Source organism: Azonexus hydrophilus (assembly GCF_001956855.1).
GTDB lineage: Bacteria > Pseudomonadota > Gammaproteobacteria > Burkholderiales > Rhodocyclaceae > Azonexus > Azonexus hydrophilus_A.
Genome location: NZ_MTHD01000004.1, coordinates 17,033 through 30,309 on the forward strand (window position 1 = coordinate 17,033; position 13,277 = coordinate 30,309).

General features: G+C 61.2%; 18 protein-coding genes. 14 read left to right on the top strand and 4 right to left on the bottom strand.

The window, feature by feature from the left end; genetic code table 11:
* Positions 1–4: 4 nt before the first annotated feature.
* The 10 genes from BJN45_RS11390 (at position 5) to slmA (ending at position 6,601) form a co-directional block, all read left to right on the top strand.
* On the top strand, positions 5–256 hold the full coding sequence (locus BJN45_RS11390) for an FmdB family zinc ribbon protein (RefSeq protein WP_076095357.1): 252 nt from the start codon (positions 5–7) through the stop codon (positions 254–256).
* Positions 256–870, top strand: a complete 615-nt coding sequence (locus BJN45_RS11395) for a DUF502 domain-containing protein (protein ID WP_076096071.1) — start codon at positions 256–258, stop codon at positions 868–870. Before BJN45_RS11390 ends, BJN45_RS11395 begins: the two co-directional genes overlap by 1 nt.
* 20 nt (positions 871–890) lie before the next feature.
* Positions 891–2,690, top strand: a complete 1,800-nt coding sequence (gene aspS / locus BJN45_RS11400; RefSeq protein ID WP_076095359.1) for an aspartate--tRNA ligase — start codon at positions 891–893, stop codon at positions 2,688–2,690.
* A 6-nt stretch (positions 2,691–2,696) separates the two neighbouring features.
* Positions 2,697–3,053: a ribonuclease domain-containing protein gene (locus BJN45_RS11405; protein ID WP_076095361.1), complete on the top strand. Its 357-nt coding sequence runs from the start codon at positions 2,697–2,699 to the stop codon at positions 3,051–3,053.
* Positions 3,054–3,056: 3 nt separating this feature from the next.
* The gene (locus BJN45_RS11410; RefSeq protein WP_083651240.1) at positions 3,057–3,425 is read left to right on the top strand and encodes a barstar family protein; all 369 of its coding nucleotides are present in this window, start codon (positions 3,057–3,059) and stop codon (positions 3,423–3,425) included.
* Positions 3,422–3,871 (top strand): dihydroneopterin triphosphate diphosphatase, encoded by a 450-nt coding sequence (gene nudB, locus BJN45_RS11415; RefSeq protein WP_076095364.1) that lies wholly within the window; start codon positions 3,422–3,424, stop codon positions 3,869–3,871. Before BJN45_RS11410 ends, nudB begins: the two co-directional genes overlap by 4 nt.
* Positions 3,872–3,929: 58 nt before the next feature.
* Positions 3,930–4,346: an Hsp20/alpha crystallin family protein gene (locus BJN45_RS11420; protein ID WP_076095365.1), complete on the top strand. Its 417-nt coding sequence runs from the start codon at positions 3,930–3,932 to the stop codon at positions 4,344–4,346.
* An 86-nt stretch (positions 4,347–4,432) separates the two neighbouring features.
* The gene (gene argB / locus BJN45_RS11425; protein ID WP_076095367.1) at positions 4,433–5,320 is read left to right on the top strand and encodes an acetylglutamate kinase; all 888 of its coding nucleotides are present in this window, start codon (positions 4,433–4,435) and stop codon (positions 5,318–5,320) included.
* 4 nt (positions 5,321–5,324) lie between these two features.
* Complete coding sequence (locus BJN45_RS11430; protein ID WP_076095369.1) at positions 5,325–5,966, top strand: pyrimidine 5'-nucleotidase; 642 nt, start codon at positions 5,325–5,327, stop codon at positions 5,964–5,966.
* 32 nt (positions 5,967–5,998) lie between these two features.
* On the top strand, positions 5,999–6,601 hold the full coding sequence (slmA, locus tag BJN45_RS11435; protein WP_076095370.1) for a nucleoid occlusion factor SlmA: 603 nt from the start codon (positions 5,999–6,001) through the stop codon (positions 6,599–6,601).
* Positions 6,602–6,651: 50 nt separating this feature from the next.
* On the opposite strand, the gene hemB is transcribed toward slmA, so the two are convergent.
* Both hemB and yihA read right to left on the bottom strand, forming a co-directional pair.
* Positions 6,652–7,656, bottom strand: a complete 1,005-nt coding sequence (hemB, locus tag BJN45_RS11440; protein WP_076095372.1) for a porphobilinogen synthase — start codon at positions 7,654–7,656, stop codon at positions 6,652–6,654.
* Positions 7,657–7,757: 101 nt separating this feature from the next.
* A complete protein-coding gene (gene yihA / locus BJN45_RS11445; RefSeq protein WP_076095374.1) occupies positions 7,758–8,447 on the bottom strand; it encodes a ribosome biogenesis GTP-binding protein YihA/YsxC in 690 nt (229 codons plus the stop codon).
* A 109-nt stretch (positions 8,448–8,556) separates the two neighbouring features.
* Here yihA and BJN45_RS11450 point away from each other — a divergent pair, with 109 nt between their 5' ends.
* From BJN45_RS11450 to BJN45_RS11465, 4 genes are all read left to right on the top strand, one after another.
* Complete coding sequence (locus tag BJN45_RS11450) at positions 8,557–9,192, top strand: c-type cytochrome (RefSeq protein WP_076095376.1); 636 nt, start codon at positions 8,557–8,559, stop codon at positions 9,190–9,192.
* A gap of 149 nt (positions 9,193–9,341) precedes the next feature.
* On the top strand, positions 9,342–9,773 hold the full coding sequence (locus BJN45_RS11455) for a CBS domain-containing protein (RefSeq protein WP_076095378.1): 432 nt from the start codon (positions 9,342–9,344) through the stop codon (positions 9,771–9,773).
* Positions 9,774–9,775: 2 nt separating this feature from the next.
* Positions 9,776–10,624 (top strand): HDOD domain-containing protein, encoded by an 849-nt coding sequence (locus BJN45_RS11460; protein ID WP_076095379.1) that lies wholly within the window; start codon positions 9,776–9,778, stop codon positions 10,622–10,624.
* Positions 10,625–10,674: 50 nt separating this feature from the next.
* Entirely contained in the window at positions 10,675–11,334 is a 660-nt protein-coding gene (locus BJN45_RS11465; RefSeq protein ID WP_076096072.1) for a sulfite oxidase heme-binding subunit YedZ, read from the top strand.
* 4 nt (positions 11,335–11,338) lie between these two features.
* On the opposite strand, the gene BJN45_RS11470 is transcribed toward BJN45_RS11465, so the two are convergent.
* A complete protein-coding gene (locus BJN45_RS11470; protein ID WP_076095381.1) occupies positions 11,339–12,229 on the bottom strand; it encodes a methyltransferase domain-containing protein in 891 nt (296 codons plus the stop codon).
* The gene (gene bioB / locus BJN45_RS11475) at positions 12,226–13,209 is read right to left on the bottom strand and encodes a biotin synthase BioB (RefSeq protein WP_076095382.1); all 984 of its coding nucleotides are present in this window, start codon (positions 13,207–13,209) and stop codon (positions 12,226–12,228) included. Before bioB ends, BJN45_RS11470 begins: the two co-directional genes overlap by 4 nt.
* Positions 13,210–13,277: the final 68 nt, after the last annotated feature.

Genomic DNA, 13,277 nt, shown 5'->3' on the forward strand with positions numbered 1-13,277 from the left:
TCCCATGCCGATTTACGAATATCGCTGCGACTCCTGCGGTTTTCAGAAGGAACACCTGCAGAAAATGAGTGACGCACCGCTCTCCTGCTGCCCGAGTTGCGGCAAGGAAAGTTATGCCAAGCTGCTTTCCGCCGCCGGCTTCCAGCTCAAGGGCAGCGGCTGGTACGCAACCGATTTCAAGGGCGGCAGCAAGCCGGCGTCCCCGCCCCCGTGCCAGACCGGGGAAGGTAGTTGCTCATCGTGCGTGGCCAGCTGATCAAACGCTATTTCCTCACCGGACTGCTGATCTGGGTACCCCTGGTCATTACGGCCTGGGTGTTGTCGACCATCATCAACACGCTCGACCAGTCGCTGCAACTGCTACCCGAAGTTCTGCATCCGAAAAACCTGTTCGGCTTCTCGATCCCCGGTGTCGGCGCCTTGCTGACATTGGCGATGATCCTGTTCACCGGATTGCTGGCGGCCAATTTCATCGGCCAGAAACTGGTCGGCTGGTGGGACAAGCTGCTGTCGCGAATTCCCGTCGTCAATTCGGTTTACAAGGCGGTCAAGCAGGTTTCCGACACCCTCTTCGCGCCCAACGGCAACGCCTTTCGCAAGGCGCTACTGGTTCAGTACCCACGACAGGGTTCGTGGACCATTGCCTTCCTGACCGGTTCGCCTGGCGGCGACATCCGGAACCATCTTGAGGGCCAATACGTCAGTGTCTACGTGCCAACCACGCCCAACCCGACCTCCGGCTTCTTCCTGATGATGCCGAAGGCGGATGTCGTCGAACTCGACATGACGGTCGACGAAGCACTCAAATACATCATCTCGATGGGTGTCGTGGCGCCTCCGCCACGTGCCCGAGTCGTTACCCACATCTAAGCAACCCCACGGAAAGTTTCATGCGTACCCATTACTGCGGACAACTCAACGCCGCCCTTGACGGGCAAATCGTCACCCTGTGCGGCTGGGCTCACCGTCGTCGTGACCACGGCGGCGTCATCTTCATCGACCTGCGCGACCGCGAAGGTCTGGCCCAGGTCGTCTGCGACCCGGATCGCGTCGAGGCGTTCAAGATCGCCGAATCGGTGCGCAACGAGTTCTGCTTGAAGATCACCGGCAAGGTCCGTCCGCGTCCGGCTGGCACGACCAATGCCAATCTCGCTTCGGGCGAGATCGAAATCCTCTGCCACGAGATAGAAGTCCTGAACCCTTCGGTTACGCCACCGTTCCAGCTTGACGACGAAAACCTCACCGAGAACGTCCGCCTGACCCATCGTGTCATCGACCTGCGCCGGCCGCAGATGCAGAACAACCTGATGCTGCGCTACAAGACAGCGCGTGCCTTCCGCCGCTTCCTCGACGACAACGGTTTCGTCGATATCGAAACGCCGATGCTGACCAAATCGACCCCGGAAGGTGCCCGTGACTATCTGGTACCGTCGCGCGTCCACCCGGGTCAGTTCTTCGCGCTGCCGCAATCGCCGCAACTGTTCAAACAATTGCTGATGGTTGCCGGCTTCGATCGCTACTACCAGATCACCAAGTGCTTCCGCGACGAAGACCTGCGCGCCGACCGTCAGCCGGAATTCACCCAGGTCGATATCGAAACCTCGTTCATGAGCGAGGCCGAGATCACTGCGCTGATGGAAAAGCTGATCCGCACCGTCTTCAAGGAAGCGATCGACGTCGATCTGCCCGACTTCCCGCGCATGACCTACGCCGAAGCCATGCACCGCTTCGGCTCGGACAAGCCGGACCTGCGCGTCACGCTCGAGCTGACCGAAGTCACCGACGCCTTCAAGGATGTCGCCTTCAAGGTCTTCGCCGGTGTCGCCAACAGCGAAGGCGGCCGTATCGCCGCCATGCGCATCCCCGGCGGCGCCACACTGACCCGTGGCGAAATCGACGCCTACACCCAGTTCGTCGGCATCTACGGCGCCAAGGGCCTGGCCTACATCAAGGTCAATGACGCCAGCCAGATCAACGAAACCGGCCTGCAATCGCCGATCGTCAAGAACCTGTCGGAAGCTTCGTTGCGTGCCGTCATCGAGCGTACCGGCGCCCAGTCCGGCGACCTGATCTTCTTCGGTGCCGACAAGGCCAAGATCGTCAACGACGCCCTCGGCGCGCTGCGCATCAAGATTGGCCACGAGAAGGGCTTCGTCACCGGCGCCAGGTGGGCACCGCTGTGGGTCATCGACTTCCCGATGTTCGAATACGACGACGAAAACAAGCGCTGGACCGCCTGCCACCACCCATTCACCAGCCCCAAGGACGAGCATCTCGACCTGCTGGTGACCGATCCGGGCAAGTGCCTGGCCAAAGCCTACGACCTGGCACTGAACGGTTGGGAACTGGGTGGCGGCTCGGTGCGTATCCATCGTTCCGACGTTCAGGAGAAGGTGTTCGATGCGCTGAACATCGGTCCGGAAGAACAGCAGGCCAAGTTCGGCTTCCTGCTCGACGCGCTGAAGTACGGCGCTCCGCCGCACGGCGGCCTGGCCTTCGGCCTGGATCGCATCGTCACGATGATGACCGGTGCCGAGTCGATTCGTGACGTGATCGCTTTCCCGAAGACCCAGCGCGCCCAGTGCCTGCTGACCGATGCCCCGTCGGCGGTCGACGAGAAGCAGTTGCGCGAGCTGCACGTCCGCCTGCGCCAGAAGGTCGAGACCCAGGTCGAAGTCAACCCGGTCTAATCCACCGTGCGCAATATCCAGCGCTTCCTGATCGTCCTGCTGCTGGCGATCGGAAGTGCTTTTGCCTTCTGGAACGGTAGCACAGACCGGCAGACGATAGAGGTCGGCCGCCTGCCCCCGGAAGCCCGGGAAACGCTGGCACTGATCAAGCAGAACGGCCCCTTCCCCTATAAACGCGATGGTATCGTCTTCAATAATTTCGAGAAGCTGCTGCCGCTGCAGCCGCGCGGCTACTACCGCGAATACACAGTGAAGACGCCGGGCCGCAAGGACCGCGGGCCACGCCGCATCGTCGCCGGCAGGGAAGCCGAGTACTACTACACGGAAGATCACTACAAATCCTTCCGGCGCATACGCGAGTAGCCGATGAACACTACCGAGTACGGACTTTTCTTTTTCCCCGGCGACCGACCATCGATGGCAGATATCACGGTCGACGTGAAGAAATGCCAAAAAACCACCGATCTGCTCCACCACCTCGGCGAAGCCCTGAACTTTCCCGACTGGTACGGCGCCAACTTCGACGCACTATTCGACTGCCTGTGTGAAGCCAGCGAGCCCTCCTGCATCCTGCTGTCCGGCCTCGCCAACTTCGCCACCCGCCAGCCGCAGGACTTCGCCATCCTGCTTGAAGTCCTGCACGCCGCCTGCGCGGCACGCGCCGAAGCAGAAGCACCGCTGACCATCCTGATCGACACACCAGCGGCCAATGTCGCCCCGTGGCCCGACGCATGACAACGTTCAAGCAGCCGCACTCGGTTCTCGTCGTCATCCACACCCGCGCACTCGACGTCCTGCTGCTCGAACGCGCCCGCCATCCCGGCCTGTGGCAATCAGTCACCGGCAGCCGCGAGGGCGACGAAGCACCGGCAGTAACCGCCCATCGGGAAGCCCTTGAGGAAACCGGCATCGACAGTACCCTGTACCTGTTGCACGACTGGCACATCGAGAACACCTACGAGATTTTTGCCACCTGGCGTCACCGCTACGCGCCCGACGTCACCCATAACAACGAACGCGTCTTCAGCCTGGAACTGCCCGGGCGCATCGACATCACCCTCGCCCCCGAGGAACATCGCGACTGGTGCTGGCTGCCCTGGCAGGAAGCCGCAGAGCGCTGTTTTTCATGGAGCAACCGCGACGCCATCCGCTTGCTTGGCGCAAATACCCGGCGCTCTTGAAAGGCACCACCGACACCCCATATTGGTCTTGCTAACGCTTTACCGAAAGGAGACCAACATGGCAAACCTCACCCGCATTGATCCCTTCGATGATCTGTTCCGCGGCTTCTTCGTTCGCCCCGTGGATTTCAACGGCCAGCCACAGCAGGTGCCGGCAATCAGGATGGACGTCAAGGAACAGGTCAATGGCTACCTCGTTCACGCCGAACTTCCCGGCGTAAAGAAAGAAGACATTCACGTCGTGGTCGACGGCAATCAGGTATCGATCAGCGCCGAAACCCACCAGGAAAAGGAAACCCGTGATGGCGAGCGCACACTTCGCTCAGAACGCTATTTCGGCAAGCTCTCCCGCTCCTTCCAGCTGGAGCAGGATCTCGACGATGAGCGTGCCGTTGCCCGTTTTGCCGATGGTGTTCTGGAACTGACCCTGCCCAAGCGGATCGCCAATCCGAGCAAACGCCTGAGCATCGAATGATGCTTCGGCAGTGACCGGAACCAGGCCAGCCCCCGTGCTGGCCTTTTTCTTTGTACAATCCGCGGCGATCCCTTCAGGAGCCCGTCATGAGCATAGAGAACCTCGCCCCCGGCACCAAGGCCGCCGTTCTGGCCGAAGCCCTGCCCTACATCAAGCGTTTCCACGGCAAGACCATCGTCGTCAAATACGGCGGCAACGCGATGACCGACGAGCATCTGAAAAGCTGCTTCGCCCGTGACGTCGTGCTGCTCGAACTGATCGGCTTCAACATCGTCGTCGTCCACGGCGGCGGTCCGCAGATCGAGAACCTGCTGAGCCGCGTTGGCAAGAAGGGGGAATTCATCCAGGGCATGCGCGTCACCGATGCCGAAACCATGGAAGTGGTCGAAATGGTGCTAGGCGGCCAGGTCAACAAGGACATCGTCAACCTGATCAACCAGCACGGCGGCAAGGCCGTTGGCCTGACCGGCAAGGACGGCAACTGCATCCGCGCGCGCAAGCTGATGCTGGAGAACAAGGACAACCCCGGCGATCTGATCGATGTCGGCCAGGTTGGCGAGATCACCAAGATCGACCCGTCGCTGATCGAGCACCTGGACAAGGGCGCCTTCATTCCGGTCATCGCCCCGATTGGCGTCGGCGACAACGGCGAGACCTACAACATCAACGCCGATGTCGTCGCCGGCAAGATTGCCGAAGTACTCAAGGCCGAGAAACTGGTGCTGCTGACCAACACCCCGGGCGTGCTCGACAAGGCCGGCAACCTGATCACCGGCATCACGCCCAAGGAAATCGACGAGATGGTCGCCGATGGCACGCTATCCGGCGGCATGCTGCCGAAGATCGGCTCGGCGCTGGATGCTGCGCGCAATGGCGTCAAGGGCGTGCACATCATCGATGGCCGCGTCGAACACGCGCTGCTGCTCGAAATCCTGACCGACCACGGTGTCGGCACGATGATCAAGTCGCACTAAGCTCATGCGCGGGGAACGCGTCTGGTTGTTCGACCTCGACAACACGCTGCACAACGCCTCCCCGCACATCTTCCCGCACATCAACCGGGCGATGCGCGAGTACATCGAGCGCCACCTCGGCCTCGACGAAAGCGCCGCCAACCGGCTGCGCCAGGATTACTGGCAGCGCTACGGCGCAACGCTGCTTGGGCTGATCCGCCATCACGCAATCGACCCGCAACATTTCCTGCACGAAACCCACCAGTTTCCCGACCTCGCCCGCATGCTGGTGTTCGAGAAACCGTTGCTGCATACGCTCAAACGCCTGCCCGGACGCAAGATCCTGTTCTCCAACGCGCCGCGCGCCTACGCCGAGGCGGTGCTCGAACTCACCGGGCTGACCCGTCACTTTGCTGCGGTCTACACCGTCGAAAGTCTGAAATTCCGGCCCAAGCCGATGCCGCAGGGCTTCCGCACGCTGCTGCGGGCCGAGCGGCTGGACCCGCGCCACTGCATCATGGTTGAGGACAGCCTGGCCAATCTCATCACCGCAAAAAAACTGGGCATGAAAACCGTGTTGGTAAGCACTGGCTCTCGCCAATCACCCTTTGTGGACGTCCGTGTTTCATCGGTACTGCAATTGCCGCAACGTTGCGGTCGACTATAATTCCGGCACAAAAATCAGTCGAGGGACAATTCATGGCAACAAAACCCGGCGAACGCCGCCTGCAGATCCTGCAAACCCTGGCAGAAATGCTGGAAACCCCGAAGGGGGAAAAAATCACCACCGCCGCCCTGGCCGGCAAGCTGGAATGTTCCGAAGCCGCGCTGTACCGACACTTTGCCAGCAAGGCACAGATGTTCGAAGGGCTGATCGAATTCATCGAGCAGAGCCTGTTCGGCGTCATCAACCAGATCACCGGCGAAGAGCAACGTGGCTTCCGCCAGATCGAACTGATCCTCGGCCTGCTGCTCAACTTCGCCCAAAAAAACCGCGGCATGACCCGGGTGCTGATCGGCGACGCGCTGGTCAACGAGAACGAACGCCTGCAGTTGCGCATCAACGCGCTGCTCGACAAGGTCGAGGCGGCGCTCAAGCAGGCCCTGCGCATCGCCGCGACGCAGGAGAACTTCAAGGCCGACGCCGACTTCGGCGCCCTCGCCAACCTGCTGCGCTGCTACGTCGTCGGCCGCTGGGAACAATACGCCCGCTCCGGCTTCAGCCGAGAACCGCTGGCGCAATGGCCGCAGCAGTGGCCGATGCTCTACTTCGCCTGCCTGTCTCAGGCCGGCGACGCGTAAACGCCAAGGGCGGCCCGCAGGCCGCCCTTTTTGCTTTTCCTGGGACCGGATCAGCCCTTCAGGTATTCCGCCGCGTCGAGCGCGAAATAGGTCAGGATGCCATCGGCCCCGGCGCGCTTGAAGGCGAGCAGGCTTTCCAGCACCACCGCCCGCTCGTCGAGCCAGCCGTTCTGCGCCGCCGCCTTGATCATCGCGTACTCGCCGCTGACCTGATAGGCATAGGTCGGCACGCCGAACTCGTCCTTGACCCGACGGACGATGTCCAGGTACGGCATGCCCGGCTTGACCATGACCATGTCGGCGCCTTCCTCGATATCGAGGGCAACTTCGCGCAGCGCCTCGTCACCGTTGGCCGGGTCCATCTGATAGGTGTATTTGTTGCCCTTGCCGAGATTGCCTGCCGAACCGACCGCATCGCGGAAAGGACCGTAGAAGCTCGACGCATACTTGGCCGAATAGGCGAGGATGCGCGTATAGATCTGGCCGTTGCGCTCCAGTGCCTCGCGGATACGACCGATCCGCCCGTCCATCATGTCGGACGGTGCTACCACGTCGGCCCCGGCTTCAGCGTGGCACAGCGCCTGACGCACCAGCACGGCCAGCGTCTCGTCGTTGAGCACGTAGCCGCTGTCGTCAATCAGCCCGTCCTGGCCATGGCTGGTATAGGGATCGAGGGCGACGTCGGTGATCACGCCGAGTTCGGGAAAAGTCCGCTTCAGCGCGCGCACCGCACGCGGCACCAAGCCTTCCGGATTGTAGGCTTCTTCGGCACCGAGCGACTTCAACGGTGCATCAATCACCGGAAACAGCGCCAGCGCCGGAATACCCAGTTTTACGGCCCGCTCAGCCGTATTCAACAGAATGTCGAGCGACTGCCTTTCGACGCCGGGCATCGAAACGACCTTCTCGCTCCGACCTTCTCCCTCAAGGACGAAAACCGGGTAAATGAAGTCGTTGACCGTAAGCACGGACTCGCGCATCAGGCGCCGCGAGAAATCGTCCCGGCGCATCCTGCGCATGCGGGTCCCGGGAAAATTGCCGCCAGTTGTCGTCATCTGGATAACCTCAATAAAAATCTGAAAAATTTTCGCCCGGCGCGGAACTTTCCGCATTGAGCAACGTCATATCCGCAAGATGGCACGCGCTATCTCCCGCTTCACCTCCCTGAGCGGGTGCCTTGACCACGTTGAGGCATTTTGGCCCCCGGACTCCCCTTATCCGGGGGCCCTTTGTTTTCCTTGACCGGTTTTTCGATCCCCAGCCAGCTTGCCAGGATACTTTCGGCTTCGTCGATCCCGGTTTTCTTCAAGCTGGAAAACAGCTGCACGGTGTAGTCGCCGTCACCCCACAAGGCCATTTCGCCTTTCACGGCACGCAGTACCTTGGTCTGCTCCTGACGCGACAGCTTGTCCGCCTTCGACAACATGATGTGAATCGGGCGGCCAGTCGGTCGGAACCAGTCGATCAGACGACGATCAAGATCGGTCAGCGGGCGTCGGCAATCCATGATCACCACCAGCCCGACCAGAGGTTCACGCTTGCTCAGGTAAGGACCAATCAGCCCTTCCCACTGCGAACGGATGGCTTCCGGTGCCTTGGCATAGCCATAACCGGGCAGGTCGACAAAGTACTTGCCATCGGTCAGCGTAAAGTAATTCAGATGCTGCGTGCGGCCCGGCGTCTTGCTGACGAAAGCCAGGCGCACCCGTCCGGCCAGCGTGTTGATCGCGGAAGATTTGCCGGCATTCGAGCGACCGGCAAAGGCAACCTCGCTGATGGCATCCTGCGGCAGATCACGCAGGTTGGCTACGGTCGTATGAAAGACCGCGTTCTGGAAGAGAGGCATAAAAAACGCGGAAGACCCGCCTAGTTGAAGGGAAACTAATATAGAATAACAGGTTTGTAACTTCCGTTCCGGCCAAAGCGCCCACCTACGCGCATTAGGAGTTCGAAAAATGATCCGTACCGCGGCAATGGCAATCCTGTTTGCCACCAGTTTTGTCACCCACGCCTCCGAGCAAGCTCCGGCCAAGGCCGATCCTGCAAAGGGCAAGCTCGTCGCAGAATCCATCTGCGTCGCCTGCCATGGCGCTGACGGCAACAGCATGACGTCTGCCAATCCGCACCTGGCCGGCCAGATCGAACCGTACATCTACAAACAGTTGAGCAACTTCAAGGCTGCCGACGGCAAGCCCGCCGCCCGCGACAACGCCATCATGGCCGGCATGGTTGCAGCACTGACCGACGAAGACATGAAGAATGTCGCCGCCTGGTATGCCAGCCAGAAGCTGAAGCCGGAAGCCGCCAAGGACGAAACGAAAATTGCGCTGGGCAAGAAACTGTGGCGCCAGGGCGATTTCAAGAAGGGCATTCCGGCCTGTGCCGGTTGCCACGGCCCGGCCGGTGCCGGCCTGCCGGCCCAGTACCCGCGTCTGGCTGGTCAGTTTGCCGAATACACCGAAGCGCAGTTGAAGGCCTTCCGCGCCAGCGAACGCGCCAACGACCCGGAAAGCATGATGCGCACGATTGCGGAAAAGCTTTCCGACGTCGAAATCAAGGCAGTTGCCGACTACGCAGCCGGCCTGCGCTAAGCCAGACCGCGCATAGCATGGGGCAGCCTGCGGGCTGCCTTTTGTTTGCCCATGCAAATGGCCCGCGCTCGTGGCCGCGGCTTTCCTTGTCGGCACCCCGGCCTGCGTTTAGACTGTAGCAACGACAAACAACAACGCGGAGACCCATAATGAAAACCCTCAAACAGCTACTCGCCGACAAACCCAAGACCCTGGCCGTCATTGCTCCCGACGACACGGTCTACCAGGCACTCTGCGTCATGGCCGAACACAATGTCGGTGCCTTGCTGGTACTCCAGGGTGGCCAACTGGTTGGCATTTTTTCCGAGCGCGACTACGCCAGAAAACAGATCCGCAACAATCGCTCGTCAAAGGAAACCCCGGTTCGCGACCTAATGAGTGCACGTGTTGCCTATGTCGGACTGAATGCTTCGCTGGAAGAGTGCATGTCCCTGATGACGGAAAAGCGTTTCCGCCACCTGCCGGTACTCGATGATGCCGGGCAGGTTCTGGGCATTCTGTCGATTGGCGACCTGGTCAAGGAAACCATCAGTGCGCAAAAGTTCCTGATCACGGAACTCGAGCGCTACATCGCCGGCTAGACATGACCCAGCCTGAAAGCATCCACTTCCGCATCCTCGAAGACATCGCCCGCGAGTTGTCGGGCGATGTCAATTTCCCGACCTGCATGGATGCAGCACTGCTCGTGCGCAACACGCTCAAGGACCCTTTCGCCAATCTGGAAAAAGTCGTCCAGGTTGTCGGTGTGGAACCGCTGATTTCAAGCAAGCTACTGCGCCTGGCCAATTCCGTCAGCTACAACCCTTCGGGAAAGACCATCAGCGACCTGACGACCGCAATCGGCCGCATCGGTTTCGATTCCGTCCGCACCATCTCGCTGGCCGTTGCCATGGACCAGATGCTGAAATCGCGCAACCTGGCCAGCTATGAAAGCATTGCCCACAATGCCTGGGCGCATTCGATCCATGTCGCTGCCATTGCCAGGGTGCTCGCCCGGCGCCTCGGCCGGATCAATCCGGATGACGCGATGATGGCCGGCCTGGTCCACGACATCGGCGTCTTCTACCTGCTCTACCGGGCCACCGAATATCCGGAATACCGCAACAACCGGGAGGCCATGCTTGAATTGCTCGCCGGCTGGCACGAAGGCATCGGCGAGAGCCTGCTGCACGCCCTCGGCATTCCCGACCGCATCACCGACGCCGTGCGTGACCACGACCGGCTGCAGAACGTCGAAACCCCCTGTACGGTCCGGGACGTCCTGTACTTTGCCAACCTGCTGGCAGGCGGCGACAGGGAATGGATCGCCCGGTGCGAAGATCCAGCGGAACGGGAACTGCGCGACGCCGACCGCGCCCGCTACATCGATCTCGTCGAAGAGGCGGAAGAAGACATTGGCGACTTGCGCTTCGCGCTCAGCATCAGGGATTGAACTGCTCGTCCAGCGCTGCGCTGGCGAGAACCGGGGTGGAAAATACTGAAATGAAACTGGAAAAATTCCCCGTCACATCCGCCAAGACGCTGCTGTTTTGCCTCGCCTTGCTGCCGCTGCTGTCGATTGCTTACCGGGCGTGGTCGGATGCGCTCGGCGACGATCCGGTAAAAACCGTGCAAACCTGGACCGGCATCTGGACGCTGAATTTTCTGCTGCTGACGCTGTGCATCTCGCCGTTGCGCGCCCTGACGCAGGTGCACTGGCTGCTGCGCCTGCGCCGCATGCTCGGGCTGTTCACCTTCTTCTACGCCGTCCTCCACTTTTTCAGTTTCATCGGCCTCGATCACGATTTTGCGGTCGACGCCATTGCCCAGGACATTTTCAAACGCCCTTTTGTCAGTTTGGGTTTTGCCGCCTTCGTGCTGCTGATTCCGCTGGCCGCGACGTCGAACCAGTGGGCCATCCGCCGACTCGGCGGGCGCCGCTGGCAGGACCTGCATCGCAGCATCTACCCGATCGCCATCCTCGGCTGTCTCCACTATCTCTGGCTGAGCAAGCTCTCCGAGCTGGCATGGCCGCTGAGCTATTCGGTCGCCCTTGGCGTGCTGCTCTGGTGGCGTATCCAGGAACGCCGGCGCAAGGCCGTGCCGGTGCCTAAATTCCGCCAGGCTCAACCGTTGAAGTTCTTCGACAAGCGGCCGGACTGAAACCTCAGCGTCGGCCCGGACGCTCGAAGCGGACGATCGCCCGGCCATCCGCCGTTTGCCGGGCTTCCGGCTTCCAGGCATGGCCGTAGATGACCTCGAAGGTCGCCGGCAGACGGCCTTCCTGGCGCATGCCTTCGTAAGCCGCCCGAACCTCGGCCAGCCGACCACGACCGGTCAGACCGTAGCGCCGGGCCTTCATCGCGCAAGCCGAACCGGCGGCACGCAAATCGGCAAACAGCGCGTCGATGTCCTCGTAAGTCAGCGTGATGACTTCCATATCCATCACCGGATCGGCAAAGCCGCACTCGACCAGCATGTCGCCCAGATCGTGCATGTCGGTGAAACGCTGGGTATGGGCGTAGCCGTCGGCAAAGGCCGAGCGCAGTTCGCGCAAGGTGTCCGGGCCAAGCGTGGAGAACATCAGCAGACCACCAACCTCGAGCACCCGGTGCGCTTCGGCCAGCGCCGGTAGCGGATTGTCGAGCCAGTGCAGCAGCAGGTTGGACCAGACCAAGGCCGTCGAACGCGCGGCCAGCGGCAGCCTTTCGGCATCGGCCTGCAGGCGGGCCGGGGCTGGCTTGCCGATACCCAGCCAGCGCTGCCAGGCCGGGCGGGCAGCCTGAGCGCCACCCAGCATCGCGTGCGACACATCGAGACCCAACAACTGCGCCGCCGGATAGCGTCGGGACAACTCAGCGAAACTGCCGCCACGACTGCACCCCAGGTCAAGGATACGCCCCGGCGTCAACTTGACGTAATCGAGACGTTCAAGCATCCGCCGATCAACTTCGCGGACGAAGAAATCGGCCTGGTCATAGCCAGCGGCGACGCGGGAAAAGCGCTTGCCGACCTGCTTGCGGTCGACGAAGCCGGACAGCGTATTCTGGCCGCTCAAACTGCTTTCAGACCGAGGCGGGCAAACAACTGGTCATCACGATCGACGTCCGGATTGCCGGTGGTCAGCAGGTGATCGCCGTAGAACATCGAGTTGGCACCCGCCAGGAAGCACAGCGCCTGCAGTTCATCGCCCATTTCCTGACGACCCGCCGACAGGCGAACCCACGAACGCGGCATGGTGATGCGCGCAGCGGCAATGGTGCGCACGAACTCGAACGGATCGAGACGCGGCTTTTCCGCCAGCGGCGTGCCGGGAATCGGCACCAGGTTGTTGATCGGCACCGATTCCGGCGGCGTCGGCAGGTTGGCCAGCTGGACCAGCAAGGCAGCGCGGTTCTTGCGCGATTCGCCCATGCCGATGATGCCGCCCGAGCAGACATTGATGCCGGCGTCGCGAACCTGATCAAGCGTATCGAGACGGTCGTCGTGCGTATGCGACTTGATCACCTGGCCGTAGAACTCCTTGTCGGTATCCAGGTTGTGATTGTAGTAGTCGAGCCCGGCTTCCTTCAGCTTGCCGGCCTGCCCATCCTTGAGCATGCCCAGCGTCACGCAGGTCTGCATGCCCAGCGCCTTGACCTCGCGCACCATCTCCAGCACCTTGTCCAGGTCATTGTCCTTCGGGCCACGCCAGGCGGCGCCCATGCAGAATCGGGAAGCGCCCTTCTCCTTGGCCACCTTGGCGGCGGCAACGACCTCGTCGATCGGCATCAGGCGTTCGCGCGCCAGATCCGTGTCATAACGGGCCGATTGCGAGCAATAGCTGCAATCCTCCGAGCAACCACCGGTCTTGACGGAAAGTAGCGTCGAGCGTTGAATGGCATTGGCATCAAAATTCTCGCGATGCACCTGCTGCGCACGGAAGACCAGATCCATCAAGGGCATTTCATAGAGCGCCAGCACCTCATCGAGCGTCCAGCGATGGACCGGCGTGGATTGGGCACAGGAGGAAACGGCAGAAAGAGAGCTGGCTTGCATGGAAGACCTTGAGAAAAATCCTGAAAAATCAACGACGAACACAAACGGTAATTATGAATTATCCGAGA